The organism is Sandaracinaceae bacterium (genome assembly GCA_016706685.1).
Classification (GTDB): Bacteria; Myxococcota_A; Polyangia; order Polyangiales; family Houyiibacteriaceae; genus JADJJE01.
In genome coordinates, this window is the sequence record JADJJE010000003.1 from 157617 (window position 1) to 183418 (window position 25802).

22 protein-coding genes are annotated in these 25802 nt (G+C 70.3%); 7 read left to right on the forward strand and 15 right to left on the reverse strand.

Annotated elements, in window-relative coordinates; translation table 11 throughout:
* The first annotated feature begins 9 nt into the window (after window positions 1-9).
* Entirely contained in the window at window positions 10-369 is a 360-nt protein-coding gene (locus IPI43_06480) for a DUF2200 domain-containing protein (protein MBK7773770.1), read from the forward strand.
* Between the two features lie 21 nt (window positions 370-390).
* Here IPI43_06480 and IPI43_06485 read toward each other — a convergent pair whose 3' ends face one another.
* Entirely contained in the window at window positions 391-735 is a 345-nt protein-coding gene (locus IPI43_06485) for a hypothetical protein (protein MBK7773771.1), read from the reverse strand.
* Window positions 732-1169 (reverse strand): hypothetical protein, encoded by a 438-nt coding sequence (locus IPI43_06490; protein ID MBK7773772.1) that lies wholly within the window; start codon window positions 1167-1169, stop codon window positions 732-734. Before IPI43_06490 ends, IPI43_06485 begins: the two co-directional genes overlap by 4 nt.
* A 113-nt stretch (window positions 1170-1282) precedes the next feature.
* Here IPI43_06490 and IPI43_06495 point away from each other — a divergent pair, with 113 nt between their 5' ends.
* Entirely contained in the window at window positions 1283-2074 is a 792-nt protein-coding gene (locus IPI43_06495) for a helix-turn-helix transcriptional regulator (GenBank protein ID MBK7773773.1), read from the forward strand.
* A gap of 188 nt (window positions 2075-2262) precedes the next feature.
* Window positions 2263-4635 carry an excinuclease ABC subunit UvrA gene (locus tag IPI43_06500; GenBank protein ID MBK7773774.1) on the forward strand — a complete coding sequence of 791 codons (2373 nt, stop codon included), beginning with the start codon at window positions 2263-2265 and terminating at the stop codon, window positions 4633-4635.
* Between the two features lie 10 nt (window positions 4636-4645).
* Here the strand turns inward: IPI43_06500 and IPI43_06505 are convergent, their stop codons facing one another.
* From IPI43_06505 to IPI43_06525, 5 genes are all read right to left on the reverse strand, one after another.
* Entirely contained in the window at window positions 4646-5938 is a 1293-nt protein-coding gene (locus IPI43_06505; GenBank protein MBK7773775.1) for a type II toxin-antitoxin system HipA family toxin, read from the reverse strand.
* Window positions 5935-6288, reverse strand: coding sequence for a helix-turn-helix transcriptional regulator (locus IPI43_06510; protein ID MBK7773776.1), 354 nt, complete (start codon window positions 6286-6288; stop codon window positions 5935-5937). The genes IPI43_06505 and IPI43_06510 overlap by 4 nt, the downstream gene beginning before the upstream one ends.
* A 63-nt stretch (window positions 6289-6351) precedes the next feature.
* A complete protein-coding gene (locus IPI43_06515) occupies window positions 6352-6747 on the reverse strand; it encodes a hypothetical protein (protein MBK7773777.1) in 396 nt (131 codons plus the stop codon).
* Between the two features lie 45 nt (window positions 6748-6792).
* Window positions 6793-9000 (reverse strand): Ig-like domain-containing protein, encoded by a 2208-nt coding sequence (locus tag IPI43_06520; GenBank protein MBK7773778.1) that lies wholly within the window; start codon window positions 8998-9000, stop codon window positions 6793-6795.
* On the reverse strand, window positions 8988-11918 hold the full coding sequence (locus IPI43_06525) for a hypothetical protein (GenBank protein MBK7773779.1): 2931 nt from the start codon (window positions 11916-11918) through the stop codon (window positions 8988-8990). The genes IPI43_06520 and IPI43_06525 overlap by 13 nt, the downstream gene beginning before the upstream one ends.
* A 106-nt stretch (window positions 11919-12024) precedes the next feature.
* Between IPI43_06525 and IPI43_06530 the strand changes: the two genes are divergently transcribed.
* Window positions 12025-13017: a multidrug transporter gene (locus IPI43_06530; GenBank protein ID MBK7773780.1), complete on the forward strand. Its 993-nt coding sequence runs from the start codon at window positions 12025-12027 to the stop codon at window positions 13015-13017.
* A gap of 16 nt (window positions 13018-13033) precedes the next feature.
* On the opposite strand, the gene IPI43_06535 is transcribed toward IPI43_06530, so the two are convergent.
* From IPI43_06535 to IPI43_06545, 3 genes are read right to left on the reverse strand one after another with little or no spacing between them, the layout of a single operon-like run.
* Complete coding sequence (locus IPI43_06535; protein ID MBK7773781.1) at window positions 13034-14554, reverse strand: hypothetical protein; 1521 nt, start codon at window positions 14552-14554, stop codon at window positions 13034-13036.
* Window positions 14551-15840 (reverse strand): chloride channel protein, encoded by a 1290-nt coding sequence (locus tag IPI43_06540; protein MBK7773782.1) that lies wholly within the window; start codon window positions 15838-15840, stop codon window positions 14551-14553. The genes IPI43_06535 and IPI43_06540 overlap by 4 nt, the downstream gene beginning before the upstream one ends.
* Window positions 15837-16742: a bile acid:sodium symporter family protein gene (locus IPI43_06545; GenBank protein ID MBK7773783.1), complete on the reverse strand. Its 906-nt coding sequence runs from the start codon at window positions 16740-16742 to the stop codon at window positions 15837-15839. The genes IPI43_06540 and IPI43_06545 overlap by 4 nt, the downstream gene beginning before the upstream one ends.
* Before the next feature lie 91 nt (window positions 16743-16833).
* Here IPI43_06545 and IPI43_06550 point away from each other — a divergent pair, with 91 nt between their 5' ends.
* Window positions 16834-17919 (forward strand): FHA domain-containing protein, encoded by a 1086-nt coding sequence (locus IPI43_06550; GenBank protein ID MBK7773784.1) that lies wholly within the window; start codon window positions 16834-16836, stop codon window positions 17917-17919.
* Between the two features lie 7 nt (window positions 17920-17926).
* Here the strand turns inward: IPI43_06550 and IPI43_06555 are convergent, their stop codons facing one another.
* The gene (locus IPI43_06555) at window positions 17927-19333 is read right to left on the reverse strand and encodes an MBL fold metallo-hydrolase (GenBank protein ID MBK7773785.1); all 1407 of its coding nucleotides are present in this window, start codon (window positions 19331-19333) and stop codon (window positions 17927-17929) included.
* 213 nt (window positions 19334-19546) lie between these two features.
* Between IPI43_06555 and IPI43_06560 the strand changes: the two genes are divergently transcribed.
* Window positions 19547-20056, forward strand: a complete 510-nt coding sequence (locus IPI43_06560) for a hypothetical protein (GenBank protein MBK7773786.1) — start codon at window positions 19547-19549, stop codon at window positions 20054-20056.
* Between the two features lie 14 nt (window positions 20057-20070).
* Here IPI43_06560 and arsH read toward each other — a convergent pair whose 3' ends face one another.
* From arsH to IPI43_06575, 3 genes are read right to left on the reverse strand one after another with little or no spacing between them, the layout of a single operon-like run.
* Window positions 20071-20790 (reverse strand): arsenical resistance protein ArsH, encoded by a 720-nt coding sequence (gene arsH / locus IPI43_06565; protein MBK7773787.1) that lies wholly within the window; start codon window positions 20788-20790, stop codon window positions 20071-20073.
* Window positions 20787-22727 carry an ACR3 family arsenite efflux transporter gene (gene arsB, locus IPI43_06570; protein ID MBK7773788.1) on the reverse strand — a complete coding sequence of 647 codons (1941 nt, stop codon included), beginning with the start codon at window positions 22725-22727 and terminating at the stop codon, window positions 20787-20789. The genes arsH and arsB overlap by 4 nt, the downstream gene beginning before the upstream one ends.
* A 19-nt stretch (window positions 22728-22746) precedes the next feature.
* On the reverse strand, window positions 22747-23100 hold the full coding sequence (locus IPI43_06575) for a winged helix-turn-helix transcriptional regulator (protein ID MBK7773789.1): 354 nt from the start codon (window positions 23098-23100) through the stop codon (window positions 22747-22749).
* Window positions 23101-23291: 191 nt separating this feature from the next.
* Between IPI43_06575 and IPI43_06580 the strand changes: the two genes are divergently transcribed.
* A complete protein-coding gene (locus tag IPI43_06580) occupies window positions 23292-24701 on the forward strand; it encodes a wax ester/triacylglycerol synthase family O-acyltransferase (protein ID MBK7773790.1) in 1410 nt (469 codons plus the stop codon).
* Here IPI43_06580 and IPI43_06585 read toward each other — a convergent pair.
* Window positions 24694-25770 (reverse strand): SDR family oxidoreductase, encoded by a 1077-nt coding sequence (locus IPI43_06585; protein MBK7773791.1) that lies wholly within the window; start codon window positions 25768-25770, stop codon window positions 24694-24696. The genes IPI43_06580 and IPI43_06585 overlap by 8 nt on opposite strands.
* Between the last annotated feature and the right edge of the window lie 32 nt (window positions 25771-25802).

A 25802-nucleotide genomic window follows, 5' to 3' on the forward strand; every position in this document is an offset into this window, starting at 1 on the left:
GATGAGGCGATGACCGCCGACAAGAAGCACCGCATCTTCACCACGTCGTTCGCCAGCGTGTACCCGCTCTACGTGCAGAAGGCCGAGAAGAAGGGGCGCACCAAGCAAGAGGTGGACGAGGTGATCACATGGCTCACCGGCTACCGCGCCGAGCAGCTCGCGCAGGCGATCGAGGCGAAGGTGGACTTCGAGACGTTCTTCGCCGAAGCGCCCCGGCTGAACCCGAACGTGGGGCTCATCACCGGCGTGGTGTGCGGGGTGCGTGTGGAAGACGTGGCCGACCCGCTGATGCAGAAGATCCGCTACCTGGACAAGCTCGTGGATGAGCTCGCGAAGGGGAAGAAGCTGGCGAGCATCCTGCGGGGGTAGCCGCACCAGCGCAGCGCGCGGTCAGCGGGTGGCGCGCTGCTCGCCCAGCAGGAGCGCGGCCACGTCACCCTTCGTGCGGAACGTCTGCACCAGGAGGTAGGCGCTCAGGAACGGCGCGCCCAAGAAGAAGGCGCACGAGCCGAGCACGAGGCCCACGGGGCTGAAGCGGTGTCGGAACGCGACCCACAGGCCGGAGAACGCGAGCATGCACATGAAGTCGAGGTTGAACTGCCCCCGCCAGGTGAGCTCCGCCATGTCGCCGAAGAAGACGGGGAAGAGGCTCAGGCCGTGGTTGGCGATGACGATGCCCGTGTAGGTGCCCACGGCGAGGATGACGAGGGCGAGGAAGGCGCGAAGAGCGATCATGTGGCGGACTCCGGAGGGTTGCGGGCTGGCACCCAGAGCGGACCGGCGGCCAGCGCCACCACCAGCACGTTGAAGAGGGCGTTCGAGGGATTCCCGGAAGCGATGGAGCCCGCGCTGTCGAGGCAGAACCAGGAGCACAGACCGACCAGCACCGAGCGCCGGACGCCCTCGGGCGCGAGGTCGTAGACCCAGCTGGCGAGGCACCACACCATCACTCCCCAGCCCAGCAGGAACCCACCCGTCAGCGCCGAGAGGAAGCGGGTGTCGGCGTCGGCGTAGGTGGTCCCTCCGTCGATGGGCCAGTTCAGGAAGTCCAGCGTGAGGCGCGCGGGCTCCAGCGTGGGCGCCATGGTGCCGAGGAAGAACACCGGCCCGAAAGAGCCGATGACGAGGGCGGTGACGCGCAACCAGCGCTTGTGCGTGGCGTGGGTCATGAGGGTGGCTCCTGCTTGATGAGCATGCCCTGCAACGTGGGGGTTTCCGCGGCGGTGGTCCATGACCTCGGAGGTCATGGGTGGCATGACGCGCTCCCTGGTACGTTGGCGCCATGACGGAGACCTTCCCGCTTCTGTTGAGAGAGCATCGCGTGCGCCGAAGGTGGAGCCAGGAACAGCTCGCGCTCACGGCCGAGGTGTCGCCCCGGCACCTGAGCTGCCTCGAGACGGGCAAGGCGCGCCCCAGTCGGGAGATGGTGCTGGCGCTCGCGGGGGTGCTGGGGCTCGAGCTGCGCGAGCGGAACACGCTCCTGGTGGGCGCCGGCTTCGCGGCCGTGTACCCCACCACGCCGCTCGGCCACGAGGCCATGGCGCCGGTGAACCGCGCGGTGGAGCTGCTGCTCGCGCAGCAGGAGCCCTATGGCGCGGTGGTCATCGACCGCGGCTGGAACGTGCTGCGAGCGAACGACGGTGCGCAGCGGCTGTTCGCCACGTTCCTGCCGCCGAGCACGGTGCCGCCCGCCATCGCCGCCAACCTGGTGCGCGCCACGCTGCACCCCGAGGGCCTCCGGCCGTACATCGTGAACTGGAGCGAGCTGGTGGCCGTGATGCTGGAGCGCCTCGAGCGGGCACACCATGCGCACCCGGGCGATGAGTCGCGGCGCGCGCTGCTCGCCGAGGTGCGCGCATACCCCGACGTGGAGAGGGTGGCGCGCGCCGTTCCGCCCGTCGGGGCCCCGGTGGCGGTGCTGCACCTGCGCCGCGGCGCGAACGAGCTGCGGCTCTTCACGCTGCTCACCACCATCGGCACGCCCATCGACGTGACCGCCGAGGAGCTGACGATCGAGTCGTTCTTCCCCGCCGACGAGGCCACCGCGCGCTGGTTCCGCGACGACCTCGCGTGACTATGCATGAGCACTGACTCATCTATTCTCGGCCATGAGCGCCCCGCGCGACGAGAAGAAGATCTTGCGAGCGGTGGCTGATCACGCGGATCGCCTGTACACGCTCACCGCCCCGGGGCTGCTGGAGCTGCCGGCCGAGTCGCACTGACGCCACACTCATCCCGCACCCGCGACAAAGGAACGCGAACATGCCCAAGAAGCCCCCCACCGGCGAACCGCACCCGGCGGACACCCACGACATGATCCGCGTGCGCGGCGCCCGCGAGAACAACCTGAAGAACGTGAACGTGGACCTGCCCAAGCGGCGCCTCACGGTGTTCACGGGCGTCTCGGGCTCGGGCAAGTCGTCGCTGGTGTTCGGCACCATCGCGGCCGAGTCGCAGCGCATGATCAACGAGACGTACAGCGCGTTCTTGCAGGGCTTCATGCCCACGCTGGCGCGGCCCGACGTGGACACGCTCTCGGGGCTCACCACGGCCATCATCGTGGACCAAGAGCGCATGGGCGCGAACTCGCGCTCCACGGTGGGCACCGCCACCGACGCGAGCGCGCTCTTGCGCGTGGTCTTCAGCCGCTTGGGCAAGCCGCACATCGGGCCGCCCAACGCGTTCTCGTTCAACGTGCCTTCGGTGCGCGCGGTGGGCGAGATCACCGTGGACAAGGCCAGCAGCAAGACCGAGAAGCGCGAGTTCAACCAGGCCGGCGGCATGTGCCCGCGCTGCGAGGGCATGGGCCAGGTCAACGACATCGACCTCACGCAGCTGTACGACGAGAGCAAGTCGCTGGCCGAGGGCGCCATCACCATCCCCGGCTACACCACCGACGGATGGCTGGTGCGCATCCTTACCGCAGCGGGGCTCGATCCGAACAAGCCCATCAAGAAGTACACGCAGGAGGAGCGCCACATCCTGCTGCACCAAGAGGCCATGAAGGTGAAGGTGGAGAAGATCAACCTCACCTACGAGGGCCTGCTCCCCAAGATCCAGAAGTCGTTCTTGTCGAAGGACGTGGACGCGATGCAGCCGCACATCCGCGCCTTCGTGGAGCGCGCGGTCACCTTCGCGCCCTGCCCCGACTGCGGTGGCACGCGGCTCAACGCGGCGGCGCGCTCCTCCAAGATCGCGGGCGTGAACATCGCTGACGCGTGCGCCATGCAGATCAGCGACCTGGCCACGTGGCTGCACGGCTTGAAGGAGCCCACCGTGGCGCCCCTGCTGGCCACGCTGCAGCACACGCTGGACTCGTTCACGGAGATCGGGCTCGGCTACCTGAGCCTCGACCGGCCGTCGGGCACGCTCTCGGGCGGCGAGGCGCAGCGCACCAAGATGATCCGCCACCTCGGGTCGTCGCTCACCGACGTGACCTACGTGTTCGACGAGCCCACCATCGGGCTGCACCCGCACGACATCGGGCGCATGAACGAGCTGCTGCGGCGCCTGCGCGACAAGGGCAACACCGTGCTGGTGGTGGAGCACAAGCCCGAGGTCATCGAGGTGGCCGACCACGTGGTGGACCTGGGCCCCGGCGCCGGCACCGCGGGTGGCGAGGTGGTGTACCAAGGCAGCGTGGCGGGGCTGCGGACGAGCGGCACGCTCACGGGGCGGCACCTCGGCGACCGGGCCGCCCTGAAACCCAAGGTGCGCAAGAAGACCGGCGTGCTCGCGGTACGCGGCGCCAACGCGCACAACCTGCAGAAGGTGGACGTGGACATCCCGCTCGGTGTGCTGGTGGTGGTCACTGGCGTGGCGGGCTCGGGAAAGAGCTCGCTCATCCACGGCTCGGTGTCGGGCCGCGAGGGCGTGGTGACGGTGGACCAGGCCGCCATCCGCGGCTCACGGCGCAGCAATCCGGCCACCTACACGGGCCTGCTCGAGCCCGTGCGCAAGGCGTTCGCCAAGCACAACGGCGTGAAGCCCGCGCTCTTCAGCGCCAACTCGGAGGGCGCGTGCCCCAGCTGCAACGGCGCGGGCGTCATCTACACGGACCTCGGCTTGATGGATGGCGTGACCACGGTCTGCGAAGACTGCGAGGGGAAGCGTTTCCAGGCGGCCGTGCTCGAGTATCGCTTCGGCGGGCTGAACATCGCCGAGGTGCTGGACTTGCCCACGCGCGAGGCGGTCACCTTCTTTGGCAAGGGCGAGGGGCGCATCCCGGCCGCGCACGCCATCGTGGCGCGCATGAACGACGTGGGCCTCGGGTACCTGCGCCTGGGTCAGCCGCTCACCACGCTCTCCGGCGGCGAGCGCCAGCGGCTGAAGCTGGCCACGCACATGGGCACGGACGGTGGCGTCTACGTGCTGGACGAGCCCACCACCGGGCTCCACCTGGCGGACGTGGCGCAGCTGCTCGGGCTGCTCGACCGGCTGGTGGACAGCGGCAAGTCGGTGATCGTCATCGAGCACCACCAAGCGGTCATGGCGCACGCCGACTGGATCATCGACCTCGGGCCGGGCGCAGGCCACGATGGCGGCCGCGTGGTGTTCGAAGGCCCCCCGGCCGAGCTGGTGGCGGCCAAGGAGAAGACGCTCACCGGCCAGCACCTCGCGGCCTACGTGGGCTGAAGGCGCGCGCTCAGGTCTTGGCCCAGGCGTCGGCCACACGGAACGCGCGTCGCATGCGGTCTTGCGCGGCACGCGAGAGACCGTGGTCCGTGGCCACCGCGCGCCATGAGTTCACGACAGCGCAGACGTCATCGAGGATCTCGCGGGCACGACGCTCTTTCACGCGGAACACACCCGCCACGTCGAGCGCCAGCCCGAGGTCCTGGGCGTTGTCCGTCTCCGAGATGTTCAGCTTCAGGCCCGCGCCGTGCGGGTCGGGGTTGATGTCGTAGGCCGGGGCCAAGAGCCAGCCCGTCGCGCCCAGCAGGAAACCATGGTTGCGCAGGTGGTCGTCCGTGTTGGACACGCACACGGAGAAGACGATGCGGCGCCAGAGCTGCTCGAGGTCCAGCGGCGCGTCTTCGCCGAGCCGCATCAAGAGGTCCGCCAGCTCGAGGTAGCTGGCGCCGTCGTGGGCGCCCGCGCCGTCCGTGCGGTCGAGCAGCGTCATGGCCGACGCGAAGTGCACACGCTCTCCCTCCGCGGTTCGGTCGAAGCGCTGACTCAGGAACGTGTGATGCCCGTGGCCGCCACTCTTGCGCGTGCCGAAGCGACGCACCTCGGCGGGCGGGACCACGATGCCCGCGCGCCCGGCGAGGACGTGCACCACGTGCTCCCACGCGCCAACGTCTTCTCCATCGAGGCGGCTCGGGAACTTGGCGATCCACAGCCGCCCGCGCTCGTCTCGCACGCTGGCCTTGGGCCGCGCGCCTCCGAGAGACCCGCCCGGTGCGATCAGCATGCGGAGCCAATGGCCGTAGTCGGGATCGTCTTCGGCACCGTCGCGCTCGAGCTGCAGGCTGGCGTGCTCGAGCTCCCGCAGCGATGTCCACGGCGGCGAGGCCAGGTGGTCGTTGTCGTCGAGGAAGCGCTCACCCATGCGGAAGCGCAGCGCACCCATGCGGTGGCCGTCGTGCACACCCAGCAGGTAGTCGGACTCGAGCAGGCGACGCTCCTCGCGGCCCTCGGCGCGAGCCAGCTGCGCCTCGCGCCGACGCATGAGCACGCGCCCCCACCGGTCGGGCGACGAATCGAGGAACATGCCGAAGTTGTCGCGGCTCTTCGCCGGGTACTGCGGCCCTCCGTACTGCACCAAGGCTGGGTCGAGCTGCTGCCGCGGGGCGGCCGCGAGCCAGGCCTTGTCGTATTCGAAGGCGAACACCTCTTTGCCGCGGGCAGGGGTGGCGGTGAGCTCGCCGACTCGCCTCGGCCCTTGGAGAGCGGCCCAGTCCGCCACGACCTCGATGCGGCGCTGGCCCGTCATGGCGCGTCATCCTTCGCCTTGGTGGCCTTCGCGGGCCCAGGCCGCTTCGGCGCGCGGCGGCGCATGGGCAGCTCGGCGTCTTGCAGCTTGCGGCCCAGCTCGTCGTCGCGCGCCACCAGTGCGAGGTCCTCGTGCAGACCGAGGCTGTGCAGGACGTTGGCGTAAGACCCGAGTGTCACACCGGGCTCCCCACGCTCGACGGCGGAGAGCGTGGCCCGCGACATCCCTGCGCGCGCGGCCACCAGCTCCATGGAGAACCCGCGCCGCAGACGAGCGAGGCGAATGTTCTCGCCCAGCTCGCTCAGCACGCGCGTCACGAAGGGATGGGGGGCGACCGTCGTTCTCGGCATAATGTACAGTATTATGACCGAAAGAGTGGCTATGCGTCAATCATAGCGTCCGTTATACAGGTCTCAGGGCGACCCCTGCGCGATGAAATAGCTCACGGAGCCCAGCACCAGCACCACGATGAGCGCCACCGCCACCAGCGCGCCACGCAGGAGCGGGTCCGTGGTCATGGGCGGCGGCAGGGCCACGCCGTGCTGTGCGGCGAGGGCACGCAGCGAGGCAGCAGACTCGGCCACGCCGGCGGTGCCGGTCCACTGGTGCAGCGCGGCGGCGCCCAACTGACCACCAGGGCCCTCACGCATGCGCTCCACGAGGAAGCGCTCGTAGGCGGGCGCGCTCTCCTTGCGGAAGGCGGTGTAGTCGAAGCCACAGGCGGCGCAGCGCACCGCCGGGCCGCGCCGGTCGAGCAGGGTCGCCGCGGCACAGCCGGGGCAGGTGAGGTAGATCGAGCTGGTCTCCACAGACCGGGTGGTAGCGGAAGAGGGCCTGCTTGCCCAGCTTGGTGCTCAGGGGCCCTGGGTGGTGAAGCGCAGCGTCTCGAAGTCGTTCAACGGCGCACCCCAGCGCGTGCGGCTGCCAGGTGGGAGCGTCACCGTGTAGGCCGTGTTGGGCTCGAGGTCGCGCAGCAGCTCCATCTCGATGCGGTAGGGGTCCGACGGCAGCGCGCGGATGAGGCGGAAGCTCACGCCGGACACCACGTCGCCGTTGCCGTCGCGCAGCACGGGCGCGGGGCCGTTTTCGAGGTCGAGGTCGGCGTCCAGCTGCCAGCCGAGCAGCGTGCCAGCGTGGTAGTCCACGTCGACCTCGGTGGCGCACGTGGTGCACGGAAAGGTGGGGCAACACACCTGGGGCGAGGCCTCGTCGCGTGGGTCCACGCGCTCCACGTAGCCGGCCCAGCGGAAGCTCACCGCCGGTGGCGTCATACCCATCAGGTCGGCCTCGCTGCCCGTGTGAAGCGCCACCCGGATGGTAGTGCCCACCCCCACGTGCTCGCCCAGCTGCACATCCACGCTGGTGTCACCACGCACGCCCGTGATCGGCCCGCGCCGAGAGCCACCACCGCTCGACACGTACCAGACCTCGGCGTCGATGGAGTCCACCTCGAGCGGCGCGTCGAAGGTGAAGGTCACCGCGGCGGTGTCCGTCGGCACATCGACGGCGCCGTCCGCGATGCTGGTGGAGACCAGCGCGGGGACCGCGTGTCCGCTCGAGAAGAACGGGTCGGCTTGGTCGTTGTTGCGCACGGTGCCCCACGCTCCCTGGCAAACCACCATCTCGTCGGTGCCCACCACGCAAACCGCCGCGTCATAGGAGCGAAAGCCGTGCGCGAACACGGGGCGCCGCCGGAGAAGGTCGTTGGGGAGGCGCTGGCCGTGATCGAAGACGGGCGCGCGCGGCGCGAAGTCGCACCGGTTCCGCGGGGCCACGGCGATGCGGATCTCGGAGAAGGGGTCCTCTTGGAACGTGGGCCAGCTGACCGAGTACACCGTGGACGTGCCGCACGGGCTGAAGGTCAGCTTCATCAAGTTCCCGAGGTAGCGAAACTGGTACGCGTAGAGCCGCATCTCCTCCTGCAGGTCGCCACCCTCCGTGAACATGAAGTCTGGAATGGGGTTCGGGTTCTCGATGGGATAGGTGGTGACCGCCAGGGGATCGCGCCGCAGCGAGACCAGCTCCATCTCGAACTGCGTGCCACTGTCGTACACGAACGGCCCGCTGAAGATGTGCCCCTCGGGGTGGCTCTCGAGGTCGATCCAGCCCTCGTGCCACTCGGCGGGCAAGCCCAGCCCCGCGCCCGGCGTGCTGCTGCCGCTCTGGTGCACCCACTCACCGTGCGCGGTGCGCGTCCAGCCGGTGCCAGACGTCTGGAGGTTGGTCCGGTCGATCGGCACGCCGCCACTGGTCAGCACCGGCTCCCAGACGCGCGCCAGGCCCAGCACCATCGGTCGGTCGGTCTCGTCGTAGGCCACGCGCATGACGCAGCCGATGTCCGCGTTCTCCGCCGCGATGGGCCCGCTGAACTGGTGGGGCAGGGTCTCGCGCGTCCACGTGCTTGCGCCCGAGTCACGGTGCCACCAGGTGCGCTTGTAGAACAGGTCCACGTCGCCCGCGCGTGAGCGGCCGAGGCGCAGCGCCGGGCACACGTCCACGCCCACTTGGTCCTCGAAGAGCGTGGTGACCGTGCCGTCGAGCTCCACCTCGTAGAGCGTGACCACGTCGGTCTGCAGCGCGAGCGCGACCAGCACCTTGCCGTCGTCGCCCACGATGGCGTCCACGGCGCCCACCTGGCTGGGCAGGGCGAGGCTGCCCAGCGGGAAGCGCTGCCACGGCGTGTCGAGACCGGCGTGCGCCACGGCCATGCGCCCGGTCTCGAGATCCGGGTAGACTACCACCAGCCTGTCCGGGAGTGCCGCCACGGCGACGAGCGTGCCCAGCACCGGGAACGACGCCTCTCGGTAGCCCACCAGCGTGCCATCATCGAAGGCGCGTGTGCCGGTGGTGAAGAGCGACGTGTTGATCTCGGGCAGCGCCAGGCGGAACGGCAGGCGCGCGGGCGCGAGGCGGGGATGCACCGGCAGCGGTCCGGCGTCCTGCATGTCACCGCCATCCTCGGGTGTGCCGGCATCGGGGTCGGCACCACTCGGGCCGCCGCACGCCGCAAGCCACCCGACGGCTAGCAGGGCGAGCGCGCGCATCGTCTTCAGAGGTTCCATGCGTACTCCCCCCAACAGCGCAGGCGCTGGTCCTCGTCGATGCCGCACACGTACGTGTCCGTCGCTCCGATGGAGAGGAAGCGCACGCCGCTGGGCGGCACGTGCGCGTAGTAGGCGGAGCTGCCCCAGCAGGTCACGTCGCCGCTCGACTCACGTGCGCAGCCGAAGCCGTTGCCGAGGGTCACGTCCACGAAGCTGCCGCTGGGCGGCGTCAGCGCCTGGTTTCCCCAGCACACGAGGTGCCCATCGCTGCTGGCCACGCCGCAGGTCTGCCCCACGCTCGACGCGATGGCGCTGAGCGCCACGGCGGGCGGCGCTGGCGTCACGCCGTCGGGGAAGCAGCGCGGCAGGCCGTTCGGCTGGAGCGCGCACAGCTGGTCCAAGCCGAGCGACAGGGCCGTGTAGGTGCCGACGTGAAACCCAGGGTGCGAGAGCCCCGTGGCGAAGCCAGCGCCCCAGCAGCGCAGCGAGCGCGCGTCGGACTGAATGTCGTCCGTGAGCGCGCACAACACCTGGCCCTCGGCGTTGCGCACGCTGGCGATGTCGAGGATGGAGACGGTGTCCGGTGGGCGCTGGAACTCCGACGCCCCGGCGTTGCACTGACCGGTGAGGCCCCCGCCGATGTCGGAGAGCTGGCCCTCCGGGGACACCGTGCAGAAGTCGGTGACTAGCCCGAAGTCGCGCGGCAGGATGTCGTACCGATCCGGTTGGTGGCCGCTCACGCGCGCCGACGCCGTGGCGCTGAGCGCACGGCAATCGCGATCCCAGCAGACCACCTCGTCGAAGCGGGGTGACGTCGCACCCCAGCAGACGTACGCGCCACCGGTGTCGAACCCGCAGTCGCCCCCGGTGAGCGTCGTCAGGCGCAGCGCGCTCGGTGGGCTGGTCTCGCCCGAGAGCTCGTAGCCCCAGCAGCTGAGCTCGCCCGTGCTGCGCAGCGCGCAGCCGTGCTGGTCGCCCATCGCCACGTCCACGAAGTCGTTGCCGGAGGGCGGGCTCAGCAGGTCGTCGAGTCCCACCGGGTCGCCCCAACACTGAAGGGTGCCGTCGGTGGCCACGGCGCAGGCCACCCGACGGGTCGCCGCGATGGCTCGTGCGATCAGTCCCGCGGGAGGCGCGCTCGCAAATTCGCCAAAGCAGTAGACGCGGCCATCCACGTCCCGCGCGCAGGCGTGCTGTTCGCCCGCCACCACCTCGGCGAAGTCACCGAGGACCACACCCTCGAGGAAGCCACGGCAGCGCAGCGTGCCGGTCGTGTCCACGGTGCAGCGACGCTCGACGTCCTGGGCCGGGTCCTGGGCCACCTGCCGCGGCGAGGCTCCCGCTCCACCGGGCGCGCACTCACCGCACCACGCGATGCCTTCGTCGGTCACACCGCAGACCGAGTCGCCTCTCACGTTGACGCCCACGAAGGTGGCGTGCGTCATGTCGGGGCAGCTCGGGTCGGCGCACTGCAGCTCGCCCACCATGGTCACGCTGCAGGTGCCGCTGGCGCGGGCCCACACGTCCACGGCAGGTGTGGGGGTGCCGCCTCCCCAGCACACCAGCTCTTCGCCGTTGGTGCCGCAGAAGCCATCGCCGGCGGGCTGCGGTGAGAACACGCCCGGCACCGGGGCCGGCCGGGTCCAAGCGAAACCCCAGCAGTGCAAGGTTCCCTCCGAGTCGAGACCACATGCGGTGTCGCCACCAGCGTGCACGAAGGAGAGAGCGATGTCGGGTGGCGCGAGCGGGATGGTGCCCCAGCAGCGCGCGCGCTGGTCCGCGTCCACCACGCAGCTGAACGCTTCGTTTGCGGTGAGCGAGTGGAAGTCGCCCCCGCTAGGGATGGGGGTCAGGAAGTAGTCCTGCCTGCCCCAGCAGCGAATGCTCCCATCGCCTGCTGTGAGGGCGCACGAAGTGTCCCCAACGGTGACTAGGTCACTGAACTGTCCGGAAGGCGGCGACGCCTTCCCGTAGGCGTTGTCACCCCAACAGGCGATGGTTCCGTTCGCGCGCAGGCCACATGTGTAATGTCGGCCGGTGGTCAGGGCCACGAAGCTCTCGCCCTCGGGTGGACGCGCCTGCCCGTAAGTGTTGTCACCAAAGCACTCCGGCACTCCCCCGCGCAGCACGCATGAGTGAGGGACCACCGGGCCCGAGGGGGAGTTTGGCCCCGCCGTGGTGACGCATGGGCCCGTCACGGTGCCGCACGAGCCGTACCACGTGCAGTCGCGCACCAAGCGGCAGTCATCGCAGCGCACCTCGCCCAGCGCATACCCGCCGAGAGCACCCACGGGTGGGGTGCAGTCGAGGCCGGGGTCCCCGTCGCAGTTCTCTTCGCTGGCCGGGTCCACCATCCCGTCGCCGCAGTAGCTGGGCTGGCCGGGCTCGTAGCGGCACGTCAAGGGCGAACACACCTGGCACGAGGTCTCGCCGTAGTCGCAGCGCTCCCAGAGATTGAAGCCGCCGGGCCCCGGATCGCACTCCTCGTCGGCGGCCAAGACGCCGTCAGCGCAGCCTCCCGCGCCCACGGACCCGAACACGGGGGTGATGGGGATACAGCTGAACACAGCATCGCGGCTGCCCGTGCTCAGCTCGAAGCCCAGCGTCCACGAGGTGGCTTCCCAGTCGCTCGGGACCCGGACTTCAAACGTCTTGGGGCCCTGCTCACCCGCCTCGAAGCGCAGCACGTCGGTGGACAGGATGAGGCCCGTGAGATTCTCGGGACGAAGCTCGACGGGCGCAGTCGGCATCGAGAGCAAGCGCACGGACACGAGGGCTGGCGCGCCTGTGAGAGTGGCGGTCCCCATCGCGCTCGCCACCGCCACGGTGTCGATGGGCGCCGTGCCGCTGCAGGTGGGCCCGTCGGCGCCGCAGCCAGAAAGGCCTGCACCGAGCACGATGAGCGAAATGAGCGTCAGCCCCGAGCGGAGACCCATGGCGGTGACGGTACCCGTGACAGCGAACATTTTCAACGAGGCCACAGCCATCCGACACCCAAACGGCTGGAGAGTTCCCACCGGCCGCGGTATTCCCTGAGCCGCCATGCACGCGGGCCGCCACTACTCCCTGCGCGAGATCCTCACGTGGACTCGACGCGAGCTCTTCACGTTCGTCTTGGTGGCCAGCGCCCCCGCTGGGCTCTGCAGCGCCGGGGTCGACGTGGGCGTCATCCCGTGGGCCCCTGTGGTGGTGCTGGGCACGGCCGTGGCGTTCGTGACGGGCTTCAAGTGCAACGCGGCCTACGGGCGCCTGTGGGAGGCGCGCCAGATCTGGGGCGCCATCGTGAACGCCAGCCGCAGCTGGGGCGTGATGGTGCGCGACCTGATCACGCCGGAGGCGAGCGGCCAGACGCACCAGCGCATGATCCTGCGGCACGTGGCATGGCTCACGGCGCTCCGCTACCAGCTGCGCGAGCCGCGCGTGTGGGAGACCAAGCAGATGAAGCACAACCTCGAATTCGAGGCGAGCCACTTCAGCGTGCCGGAGCGCAAGACCCCGCTCGACGAGGAGCTGGGCAAGCTGCTGAGCCCGGACGAGTGTGCGCGCGTGCTCGGCAAGAAGAACCGCGCGGCGGCGCTCTTGGCGCTGCAGTCCGAGGAGCTGCGGAAGCACAACGAAGCGGGCCGGCTGAGCGAGTATCGCCAGGTGGAGATCGTGCGCCTGGTCAGCACCCTCTACGAGCAGCAGGGCAAGTGCGAGCGCATCAAGAACTTCCCCTACCCGCGCCAGTTCGCCACGCTCAACCTCATCTTCGTGTGGCTCTTCATCGTGCTCTTGCCCTTCGGGCTGGTCACCGAGTTCAAGCGCCTCGGCGCGTTCGGGGTGTGGCTGGCCGTGCCGCTCACCGTGATCATCGCGTGGGTCTTCCACACCATGGACAAGATCGGCGAGGCCTCCGAGAACCCCTTCGAGGGCTCCGCCAACGACGTGCCCATCAGCGCCATGAGCCGCGGCATCGAGATCGACCTGCGCGACATGCTGGGTGAGACCGACCTGCCGCCGCCGCTCACGCCAACGAACAACATCCTGATGTGACCCGAAGGGCTGGGCCTCAGCCCATCCACATGCCCAGCACGATGAGCAGCGCGCCTCCGCCGGCGGCACCCACCAACACCACGAGACCAACGCCGAACGAGTGCATGTGCGGCGGTGCGGGCGGCGGGACCCTGACGCCCAGCTGCTCCGCCAGCTCGTCCAGCTTGGCGTTCAGCGCGGCGAGCTCACCGCGATGCAACGCCCAGCGCCGCGCGCCTTGAAAGGGCAGCAGCACCAGCAGGATCGCGAGCAGCATGAGGTAGCTCCCGCCAGCGGCGGTGAGGGCGTTCATGCGGTAGGGCCCGAGGGTCTGCTGGCTGTCCTCGAGCTGTTCGTCCGTGAGCACCTCGACGTCGTTCTTGTCGGACGCGCAGTAGTAGTCGGCGCCGTCGCTGGTCCACTCGCCAGGACCCGAGGGGACCCACGCAGTGGAGACCCGCACGGGCCCGTGACAGCCCTCGCATACCTTGGGGCAGAGAGGGTACCCATAGGCACCCAGCAGCGGGTCGGCGTCCGCGACGCAGCGCGACACGGCGATGGGGACCATCAAGAACGCGGCGATGACGGGCAGGAACGTGAGCGACGGAAGCAGCGCGTCGATGACGTTGCCGGCGAGCCCCGCCCGCTTGGTGGTCAAGTCGTGCAGCTGCTGCTCGAGGGCGCCCTTCGCGGCGCGCTCACGGACCTGCGGCGCGAGGTTGCCCTCGGCGAGGTGGGCCAGCATGTCGCGGCGGCCGTTGGTCCCACTTCCGCGCTCGAGCTCCGCGTCGGCTTCGGCCGCATACCCCGCCAGCTCGAGGCCATGGATGCGCATGAGCGTGACGTTGCGGTCGTGCTCGGGGGCGATGGGGATGTCCGTGGCGCGCGCGCCCACCACGCCGAGCAGCGCCGGCCCATCGCCGCGTGCCGTGTGCAGCCGCGCCTGCGCGTCGCGGTAGGCGCTGTCCAGCTCCAGCACCTCGGGGAACGGGTCACACTCGGCGAGCCACCCTGCCGCTGAGTCGAGGTCGTCCTCGTCGATGGCGCCGACCGCCAGGCGGCAGCGCACCAGCTGGCGGTGCCCGTCGTCCGCCAGCATCTCGAGCGCGGTCTCCAGCACGGCGCGCGACTTGAGCGGCTGGCCCAGCCGGCGATAACCATCGGCGAGCGACACCGTCAGCCAGCACAGCTTGCGCTGCTCCTCGGCCAGGGGCGACGGCTTCTCGCGCGCGGCGCGCCACTCTCGGCTGGCGCGCTCCATGCCGGCGGGCTGGTAAACCTCGCCCTTCTTCCAGCCCATGGGGGGCAGGCTCAAGTCGTAGGCGTGCGCCGAGATGGGGTTGACCAGCTGTGCCTTGAGGCGCGAGAGGCGCGCCACTTCGTCGGCCAGCGAGCGCACCACCCCCGCGCCCGCTGCGGCCTGACGCGTGCTGAGCACGTTGACCACGCCACAGTAGCGGCACGTGATCTCGCCCCCGCGCTGGTCCGTGGCGACCGGCGCGCCACAGCGCTTGCACTCGAGGGTGCGCACGTGGATGTCGAAGCTGGTCGTGTTCATGGGGCCTCTCTGGGAGGCTCACCCTTCGCGCCCCCGCTGGCAACATCCCGCAGGGCCACGAGGTTCGCGAGCTCGGGGCCGCCCTTGCCCCGCAAGAGGCGCTGCGCCGGATAGATGCTGCGGTGCCCCGTCAACACGTAGGCCACCACGCACACGATCACCACGTGCGGCAGCACCGCCGCGCCCAGCAGCTCCACCGCCATGATGGAGAGCGCCAGCGGCGTGTTGGAGGCCGCCGCAAAGACCGCCGCCAGGCCCACACCCGCACCCAGCTCGATGGGGATGCCCAGCAGCCGCGCCAGCACGCTACCGAGCGCCGCGCCCACGAAGAACAGCGGCGTGACCTCCCCGCCCAGGAAGCCTGCGCCCAGCGTCACGGCCGTGAACAGCAGCTTCAGCGCGAACACGTAGACCGGCAGGCTCGGGTCCTCGAACGCACGCACGATGGTGGGCACACCCAGGCCCAAGTAGTCGCTGGTGCCCACCAGCTTCCACAGCAGCACCACCACCACGCCGCCCAGGAACATGCGGGCCGCGAGCGGCTTCACGTGCTGCTCGCCCCGCTTCTTGAGGAAGTGCGTGAGCTCGATGAACCCCGCCGTGGTGGCCGCCACGGCCAACGCGAACACCAGCCACTTGGCCACCAAGAGCGGCGTGAGCGAGAGGTGCGCCACCACCGGATACGCCGTGTGCCCGATGCCGCAGGCGCGCGTGGTCAGGTCGCCCACCAGCGACGCCACCAGCGCCGGCACCAGCGCGTCGTAGCGGATGCGCCCGAGCACGATGAACTCGAGCCCGAACACGGCCCCGGCAATGGGCGTCCCGAACACCGAGCCGAAGCCGCCCGCCACGCCGGCCGCCAGCAGCTGTTGCCGCATGGCGGGGCTCACGCGCAGGCGGTGCGACACCCAGTCCGCCAGACTCGCGCCCATCTGCACGGCGGTGCCCTCGCGCCCCGCGCTGCCGCCGAAGAGGTGCGTGAGCACGGTGCCGATGAGCACCATGGGCGTCATGCGCAGCGGGATCTCGGGGCCTTGGTCGTGGATGGTGTCGATGACCAGGTTGCTGCCGGCCTTGATGGGCTGCCCGTAGCGCTCGTAGACGAAGCCAATCAGCAGGCCCGCGACGGGCAGCAGGTACACGATGCGCTCGTCACCCGTGCGGAAGTCGGTGGCGAGCTCCAGCAGCCACAGGAACAGCGCGGACGCCACACCCGCGAGCAGGCCCACCAGCGAGCCGAGCGCGACCCACTGGCCGAGCGCCACCCCGCGCTCGCGGGAGGTCACGTGGCCGCCTCCGCAGGGGCAGCGTGAGTCGCCGCGGCCAGCGTGCGCGCGTGCGCGCGGCGGCCGATGACCACCACCACGGCGCCCGTGAAGTACACCAGCAGCGAGTAGAGGAACACCGGCGGCAGCAGCGACAGGTCACCGCGCAGCAGCGCGAGCCCGAGTGCGAAGGCCAGCGTGGCGTTCTGGATGCCCACCTCGAGCGTGATGGTGAGCTGCTGCGGGAGGGGGAGCCCTGCCAGCCGCGCGAGCCCCCAGCCGAGCAGCATGCCCGACACGTTGAGCGCCACGACCGCCGCCCCCGAGGACAGCGCCGCCGCCGCGAGCTTGTCGCCGTTGCCGCGCAGCGAGCCGACGATGATGAGCACCAGCAGGAGCGCCGCCGCGCCCTTCACGGGTCCCTCGAGGCGCTTGGCCCAGCGCTCGCTGCGGGCGCGCAGCAGCATGCCCAGCGCGACGGGCAGGCCCATCACGAAGAAGATCTGCAGCATGGTGGCGCCAATGGGCATGGGCGGGACCTCGCCCGGAACGGCGAAGACGGCGATGGCCAGGCTGAGCACCAGCGGGATGGTGACGATGGTGATGACGCCGCTCAGGGCGGTGAGCGTGACCGACAGCGCGATGTCGGCCTTGGCGAAGCTGGAGTAGAGGTTGCTGTGCGCCCCGCCGGGGACCGCCGAGATGAGCACCAGCCCGAGCGCCAGCGGCGTGCTGAGCCCGAACGCCCAGGCCCACAGGAAGCCCATGGCCGGCAGGCCCACGAGCTGCCCCACCAGCCCCACCACCACGGCGCGTGGCTGCGCGGCGATGCGCCGGAAGTCACCCGTGGTGAGCCCGAGCCCCATGGTGAGCATGATGGCGCTGACCGAGATCACCAGAAAGAGCTGCGCCTTCGCGTCCATGGGCGGGCAGGGTGCAGCGTGCGTGCGCCTCGGTGCAAGCCGAGAGCGCGAGGCCATTGCCGTGCACGCTACGGACTTGCAGACTGGAAGGATGGGCACGCGGGAAGACGAACGGGATCTGGCGACGATGGTGGCGCCGCTCGGGTCGCTCGACCAGTCCGTGCTCGAGGCCATGACGCTCTATCGGAGGGCGCGTGTGAAGGTGCTGGAGCTGCGCAAGCAGGCGGCCCAGCTGCACACGGGCTACTGGGTGTTCCACACCGGCACGGGTGGGCTGCCGCTCGGCTTCGTGCCGGCCGTCGCGGGGGCGCACGCCATCGTGGGTCGCCACCACTGCGTGGACCTCAGGGTGGCCGAGGAGCATCACGCGTTTTCGCTGCGGCAGGCGCTGCTGCGGGCGCGGCGCATGGACGGCCAGCTGGTGCTCAACGTCATGGACCTCGAGTCACCGCACGGCATCGTGCTGGGCCGCGACCACAGCGTGCGCGCGCTCGACGCGGTGGGTCCCTTTGCGGCGCTCATGGGCGGGCTCACGCTGCTGTTCGTTCCGGAGGATCCAAAGCAAGAGCTGCCGGAGGCGCTGCCCGTGCCCGAGCTACTGACGGTGTGTGAGCGCGAGCAGCCGCGGAAGCCCGAGCGTTGGGACCTGCCCCTGCCAGAGCCGGCGCGCCCCACGCTCGCGTCCAGGTCGGAGTCGTGCAGCCGCGTGAGTGAGCTGGCAGGCCTGCGGCGCGTGGAGCTGGGCTCCATCATTCCCTCGGCTCCCTTTGCGCAGAGCCACATCTCCGTGGACCTCGACGCGGCGCGCGCCGAGGGGGCCTGTGCTTTCCACCTCACCTCCCACGCGCGCGTGCTGGGCACCCTGGTGCTCACCCGCGAGCAGCTCGAGAGCGGCGTGCTGCTGGGGCGCTACGACCGCTGCTGGGACCTCGGGAACCAGCCCCTCGACACCCAGGTGTCGCGCGTGCACGCGCTGCTCATCCTCGAGCGCGGGGCGCTGCGCATCTTCGACCTGGGCTCCACCAACGGCGTGCAGGTGGACGACGAGGTGGTGCGCTCGGCCACCCTCATGCGTCACCAGCGGGTGGAGCTATCGAGCGAGCTGACGCTGCGCGTGCTGTTCACCAGCGTGCCCACCCTGCCGCCACCGCCGCCGGCGCCGGAGGTGGTCCGCTAGCAGGAGGTCAGAACGTGAGGACGTCGCCCTCGGCCGGCACGCTCACGCTCGGGAAGTGCCGCTCGGTGAGCTGCTGCTCGAGCGCCCGCAGCTGAGGCTCCTCCCCGTGCACCAGCACCACGTGGCGCAGCGGGCCGCGCTGCCGCGTCTCCTCCGCGAAGTTCAATAGATCTTGCTGGTCGGCGTGCGCGCTGAAGCCCTCCAGCACGGTCACGCGGCAAGAGCGCGTCCACTCCACGCCGTGGATGCGCACCTTGGGGCGCCGCTCCACCAGCCGCCGGCCCAGCGTGTGCTGCGCCATGAAGCCCACGATGACCACCTCGCTGTCGTGGTCTTCCACGATGGCCTTGAGGTGATGCACCACGCGCCCGAACTCGCACATGCCGCTGGCCGCGATGATGATGCAGGGGCCCGGCTTCTTGTCGATCTCCATGGACTCGCGCACGGACTCCACGTAGCGCAGGCCGGGGAAGTTGAAGGGCGACTGGTGGTTGGCCAGCATGTCGCGCGTCTCTTGGTCGTAGATGCCCACGTGCTCGCGGAACACGTCGGTGACCTTCAGCGCCAGCGGGGAGTCGAGGTACACCGGCATGTCCGGCAAGCGTCCCGCGTCGTGCAGCCGCCGCAGCGTGTACAGGATCTCCTGCGCGCGCTCGAGCGCGAACGACGGGATCACCACCTTGCCCCCGCGCGCCCAAGCGCCGGCCGCGATCTCCGCGAGGTCGTCTTCCATCTGGGCACGCGGCGGGTGCAGGCGGTCGCCGTAGGTGCCCTCCAGGATCAGGACGTGCGCCCCGTGCGGGTGCTCCGGGTCGCGCAGGATGGGCATGGCGTGCCGGCCCAGGTCCCCCGAGAAGAGGACACGCTTCATGTCGCCCTCGTCGTCGATGTCCAGCACCACCAGCGCGCTGCCCAGCACGTGGCCTGCGTCGTAGAAGGTGACGGTGATGCCGGGCAAGAGCTGCTGCTTCTGGTGGTAGGGAATGCCCACCATCTGCGCCATCACGCCGTCCACGTGGCTCTGGTCGTAGAGGGCCTCCACCGGGTCCATGTTGGTCACGCCGCGCGCCACCTTGGCGTTGATCCACTCGGCGTCGTGCATCTGGATGGCCGCCGCGTCGGCCAGCATGGCTTCGCACAGGTCGCGCGTGGCCTCGGTGGTGTAGATGGCGCCGCGGTAGCCCAGCTTGTAGAGCACGGGCAGCGCGCCCGAGTGGTCGATGTGGGCGTGCGAGAGCACCGCCACGTTCACTTCGTCCGGGTCCACCCGTAAGTGGCTGTTGCGCTCCACCGACTCCTTGCGTCTGCCCTGGAAGAGGCCGCAGTCCAGCAGCACGTTCCCCTGGACGGTGCGCACGAGGTGCATGGAACCCGTGACGCCCTGCGCCGCGCCGAGGAACTCGATCTCGATCATGAGAGGGGGATAGCGCAGGCCAGGGGGGTTGGGAAGGCTGGAGCGCGGTCACCGCTACGAAGAGTCAAAACGACTCGGCGGGTCAATACGACCCAATCGCACGTCGTGGGGCCTGCGAAAATTTCGGGGTTTCCGAGCGCGCCACTGGCACGAAGCTTGATGCACGGCGTGGCGATGGCTGCGCCTCGCGATCTGCACTCTCCGACTCGGCTCGTGCCGCGCAGCCTCGCGTTGCCCGGAGTGGACCGGCCCGCGTGGAGCGGTGGATCGCCCTGGGGGCTGGTGTGGTGCTGCGCCGATCTGCCCCACGTCCCCGAGCAGCTCTTGGGGACCGAGCCCGGTGAGCTCCTGGTGCTGCAGGGCGCCGCCACGCTGCCGAGCGCGAGCGTGACCGCCGACATCGTGTGGGCCGCGCGCGAGCACGGCATCTCGCACCTGTTCGTGCTGGCTCATGCGGGCTGTCGGCTGCTGCAGCACGCGCTCCGGGACGAGTCGTCGGCCCGCCTGATGAGTGGTCACGTAGGGCGCTTGGGTCTCTTCGCGGGTCACGACGTGGACGCGGTCAGCCGCACGGTGGCTCACCACTCGGCCGGCTCGCTGCGCCGCGATCTCACCCGCCACGGGCTCGTGCCGGCCATCGTCACCGCCTTCGCGGATGCGCGCGGACACGTGGTGGACGTGTCCGTGGACCGCGGGCCCGAGGCGCGAGCGCAGCTCTCGTAGGGCGCGCCGTGCGGCTAGAGACCCTCGCCTGCCAGCCGGTGCTTGGGGTTGCTGGGGTCGAGCGCGGCCTTGGCCTCGGCCTCGCGGCGCTCGCTGTAGCGGTCCACCAGGAAGTCGCGCAGGTCGCGCGTGAGCAGCGTGAACTTGTAGAGCTCCTCCATGACGTCCACCACGCGGTCGCGGTAGGCGGAGTCCTTCATGCGGCCGTCTTCGTGGAACTCCTCGTAGGCCTTGGCCACCGACGACTGGTTGGGAATCGTGAGCATGCGCATCCAGCGCCCCAACAGCCGCAGCGTGTTCACGGCGTTGAACGACTGCGACCCACCGGACACCTGCATGACCGCGAGCGTGCGGCCCTGTGTGGGACGCACCGCGCCGATGGCCAGCGGGATCCAGTCGATCTGGTTCTTGAACACACCCGTGATGGCGCCGTGCATCTCGGGCGAGCACCACACCTGTCCCTCGGACCACTGCGACAGCTCGCGCAGGCGCACCACCTCCGGGTGCTCGTCCAGCCCCGGTCCCTTCACCGGCAGGTCGCGCGGGTCGTAGATGCGCACCTCGCAGCCGAGGTCGGTCAGGATGCGCCCGGCCTCCTCGGTGAGCAGGCGGCTGTAGGAGCGATCGCGCAGCGACCCGTACAGCATGAGGATGCGCGGCGGGTGCGTGCTCGGGGTGAGCTCGGGGAAGGTGGGACGCCCGAGCGGCGGCGGGCTGCCGTAGTGAACGCTCATGCGGCCTCCCCGCTCACCAACGTCCACGGCTCTTTGTCGGCGGGCATCTCGGCCAGCTCCTCGGGCGTGAGGCGCGCGTAGATCTCCACCAAGTTGCCGCCCGGATCGGTGAGCCACAGCTCGTGCAGCGGCGTGCCGCGCCAGGTGGTGCGCGCCGGCTTCTCGATGGGGATGCCCGCGGCCACCGCGCGGTGCTGCGCCGCAATGACGGCCGCGCGCGTGCCCACGTCCACGCCCAGGTGGTAGAGCGTGTCGTGGTGCAGCTCCTTCCCGTCGCTCACCAGCAGCACGAAGTTGGTGCGCAGCGCCTCGCTCACGAAGGTCACGTAGCGGTGCGTCCACTCCTTGGGGGACACGCCCAGCAGCCACGTGTAGAAGCGCGCCGCGGCCGCGAGGTCCGGCACCCGCACGCTGGCATGGAACTCTCGAGGCGTGGGTCCCTCGGGCACGTCCCGCAGCGCGGCCAGCACGGCAAGGCGCGCGCGTAGCTGGTCGCGCGTGTCGCGGAAGTGCTGGAGGCGTTGGTCGTCGGCGAGCACCTCGTGCTTGTGCGCGGGGTCCTGCAGCGGCCAGTGCAGGCGCGGTGCGCGCGTGAGGAACACGGGGCAGACCTCCTCGGCGCACAGCGTGATCACCAGGTCCACGCGGCTCGGGTCGATGTCGTCCACCGACTTTGACTGCTGGCCGCCGATGTCGAGGCCCAGCTCGGCGAGCGCCGTGACGGCCAGCGGGTTCACGCGCGAAGGCTGCGAGCCGGCCGACTGGACGCGCACCGCATCACCGAAGACCGCGCGGGCAAGACCCTCGGCCATCTGGGAGCGCGCCGAGTTGGCCACGCAGAGGAAGAGCACGCTGTCGAAACGGAGACCGGGCATGTGGGGCACCTCAGTGAACGGAAGCCGGCGTGGCAGCGGGGGCGCGCTCGGGAACCAGCCCTGCGTGCGGTTGGCGAAGGCCACCAGCGTGAGCATCACGGGCACCTCGATGAGCACGCCCACCACCGTGGCGAGCGCGGCGCCCGAGTCCAGCCCGAACAGGCTGATGGCCACGGCCACGGCCAGCTCGAAGAAGTTGCTGGTGCCGATCATGGCGGCAGGTGCGGCCACGTTGAAGGGCAAGCGCAGCAGGCGCGCGCCAAGGTAGCCCAGCGCGAAGATGCCGTAGCTCTGGATGACCAGCGGCACCGCGATGAGCGCCACGCGCTCGGGCTGGGCCACGATCGTCTCCGCCTGAAAGCCGAAGAGCAGCACCACCGTGAGCAGCAGGCCCAGCATGGAGGTGGGCTTGAGCTTGCTGGCGAGCGCGTCCACGGCGGCCACGCCTCCCCGGCCGGCCAAGCGCCTCTGCGTGAGGATGCCCGCCGCGAGCGGAATGACCACGAAGATGACCACCGACGCGATCAGCGTCTCCCACGGCACCGCCACGCTGGTGACGCCCAGCAGGAGGCCCGCGATGGGCGCGAAGGCCACCACCATGATCAGGTCGTTCACCGACACCTGCACCAGCGTGTAGTTGGCGTCGCCGCGGGTCAGGTTGCTCCACACGAACACCATGGCGGTGCAGGGCGCCACGCCCAGCAGGATCATGCCGGCGATGTACTGCTGCGCGTCCTCCATGGGCACCAGGTCCGCGAACACGTGCTCGAAGAACAGCACGCCGAGCGCGGCCATGGTGAACGGCTTGATGAGCCAGTTGATGACGAGGGTGAGCGCCAAGCCCGCGGGGCGCCGGCCCACGTCGCGCAGGCAGCCCGGGTCCACCTTCAGCATCATGGGGTAGACCATGAGCCAGATGAGCACGGCCACCACCAGGTTGACGCGCGCCCACTCGAGGGCGGCCACCGCCTGGAAGAGCTCCGGGACCAAGAGCCCGAGGCCCACGCCGGCCGCGATGGCGAGCGAGACCCAGAGCGAGAGATAGCGTTCGAAGAGGCCCATGGTGACTTTCAGGGTGCGCTCACAGCGCGGTGATGAGCGCCTTCAGCAGCAGCACGGCAGCGGGCTCCACGCAGTAGCAAACGCGCGGCCCCGCGACCTGGCCGCGAATGAGCCCCGCTTCCTTCAGCTGCTTCAGGTGCTGCGAGACGGTGGACTGGGCCAGGGGCAGGCCCTCGCCGATCTCGCCCGCCACGCACGTGTCGCGCTTCAGCAGCGTGCGCAGGATGCTGACCCGCGCGGGGTGCCCCAGGGCTTTGGCGAGCCGCGCCAGCTCGGTGTTCTGCTCGGCCTCGCTCGCCGGGAGGGGCGACGCGGGAGCCGCAGGGGGGCAGCAGGCTTCGGCAGGGGCACGGGTGGCAGGACGGCGAGACATATCGTTATTCGACGATATACGATTGATGGACCGTGCCCGTCAAGTGACGACGTAGTGACCGAGCAGCCCGAGGGCGCGCCATCCCCCGCAGCGGCGCGCAAGCCCTGCGCCCAGGCATCGCGCGACCCTCTCGAATCGTGTGCGAGGACGAGCGTTCTCGGTGGCCCACGCATTGCTTGCCCTTCGGGGGCATGCCCAACGACCAGCCCTTCTTCGAGCGCCTGTCCACGCTGGACCAAGCCTTCCTCGCCACCGAGAGCGAGAGCTGTCCCATGCACGTGGGCGCCGTGCTGGTCCTGGACGCGAAGCCGCTCCGCACCGCGAGCGGAGGCGTGGACTTCGACGCGATCCTGGCCTTCATCGCCGGCGCCCTGCACTCGGAGCCACGCTTCACGCAGCGTCTCCACCGGCTGCCTGTGGTGGGTGAGCACGTCTGGGTGGACGACCCGCACTTCTCCCTCGAGTACCACGTTCGCCACGCGGCGCTGCCGCAGCCCGGAGACGAACGTCAGCTGAAGCGCCTGGCCGGCCGCATCTTCTCGCAGAACCTCGACCGGAGCCGGCCCCTGTGGGAGTTCTGGGTGGTGGAGGGGCTCGAGGGCGACCGCTTCGCCATGATCTGCAAAGTCCACCACTGCCTCACCGACGGGATGGGGGCGGTGTCGATCCTGAAGTCCATGGTGGGCACCCACGCGCGCCCCGAGAGGCCACGCACGCCGCGCCCCATGCCGAGTGACGCGTCCCTGCTGCGCAGCTCGCTCGCTCGCCGCATGACCAGCCTGGACCGCGTACGCCTCACGGTTCTGCGGCTGCGCGGGGCGGGAGAAGGCGCGGCGCAGCGCTCGCCGCTCGGTGGGCTCATCGAGACCCTGAAGAAGGTCGTCGCGCCGGGGCCGGTCACGTCGCTCAACCCGCACCAGGTGGGCCCGCACCGCCGCTTCGACACGCTGCGCATGGACCTCGAAGAGCTGAAGGAGGTGAAGGAGCGCCTCGGAGGCAAGCTCAACGACGTGGTGCTCACCACGGTGGCGCTGGGGCTGGGGCGGTTCTTTCGTGAGCTGGGCGAGCGGCCCGAGGACTACGCCGGCTTCCGCGCGCTGGTGCCGGCGAGCGTGCGCGGGACGGACTCCGGGAGCGCGCGTGGCAATCAGGTGGCCACGTTGATCGCGACGCTCCCCATCGCGGTGTGCGACCCGCTCGAGGCCTACGCGTGCGTCTGCGACGAGACGCGCTTCTTCAAGACCGAGTCGAACGCGGTGCGGGGCATCCAGCTGCTGGAGGACCTCGACGACGCGCTGGGCCTCGGCGCCGTCTCGAGCGCGTTCGTACTGGCCGGGAAGCTGCGCTCGTTCAACACCATCGTGACCAACGTGCCGGGCCCCCCTGTACCGGTGCCGCTGTTCGGTGCGCCGTTGCTCGAGATCTACGGCCTGGTGCCGCTGTTCGCGCAGCAGGCGCTGGGCATCGCCCTCTTCAGCTACGCCGGGCAGCTGCACTGGGGCTTCAACGCCGACTGGGAGCACGTGGGCGGCCTGCACCTGCTGGTGGACGGGATGCGGGACGCGTTCGCGGACCTGCTCAGGGCCGCGCGGACTACCTGACGCTCGCCGGGACCCCGAACGCGTGGGCCACCAAGAAGTCCACCCAGCGCGTGAGCGCCACCTCGATGTCGGGCGGGGCGAGCCGCGTGCGCTCCATGAAGGCATGCATGGGCGCCGCGTCATAGCGATCGCTGCTGATGAACGAGAGGCCCTCGCGGTCCACGCCCGAGAGCGCCGTCGGTAGTGCACGCACCAACCACACGGGCAGGCGGAGACGCGGCGCGGGCACACCCATGTGCGCGGCAGCCCGCTTCACCAGGTCGGGCAGCGCGGGCGAGCGCTCGTCGAAGACCACCAGGTGCTCGCCGAGCGAGCGCGGGTCGGCGGGCACACGGGCCAAGATGGCCGCCACCAAGTCCACGGTGACCAGCGGCAGCCACGTGCTGGCGTCTCCCGGGAGGGCGGGCAAGCGACGCGCGTGCAGGAGGCGCAGGGTCTCCACCAGGCCGATGAACTGCGTGGTCTCGCCCGTCTCGCCGTGCCCGATGACCACCGCCGGGCTCACGCGCGTGAGCGGCACCCCCAGCTCCTCGGCGCGCCGGGCCACGCGCTGGTGCGCCTCCATCTTGGACGCCTCGTAGGCGCCATGGTCACGGTAGAAGCGGCGCAGCGCGGCGGGGTCGTCCACGTCGAGGGCGCGCGCCGGCCCGCCTTCGGTGCGGTAGCCGCTCAGGTACACCAGGCGCTCGAGGCGTGGAGAGCGAGCCACGCGCTCCACCAGGCGCAGGCTGGCGTCCACGTTGGCCACGCGGGCAGCCTCCGCGCTCAGCCCGAACTCGAAGCGCGCCGCCAAGTGAAAGACGGCGTCGGCGCGATCCAGCCATGCCTCGCCATCGGGCGTGAGCCCCAGGTCCGCCGCCTCGAGGTCGAAGTCGGCAGCGGCGAGCCGGGACCCATTGCCCCCATGGGCGTCCACCCAGGCGCGCAGCTCGGGCAAGCGAGCCACGGGGTTGCGCACCAGCGCGCACACGTGGGTGCCCTCTCGAGTGAGCTCCACCAGCAAGTAGCGCCCGATGAAGCCCGCCGCGCCAGTCACCACCGCCGTTTTAATATGTCTGTCGTTCGTCATATTTTTGTCCCATGTCTTCGACCGCACGGTCC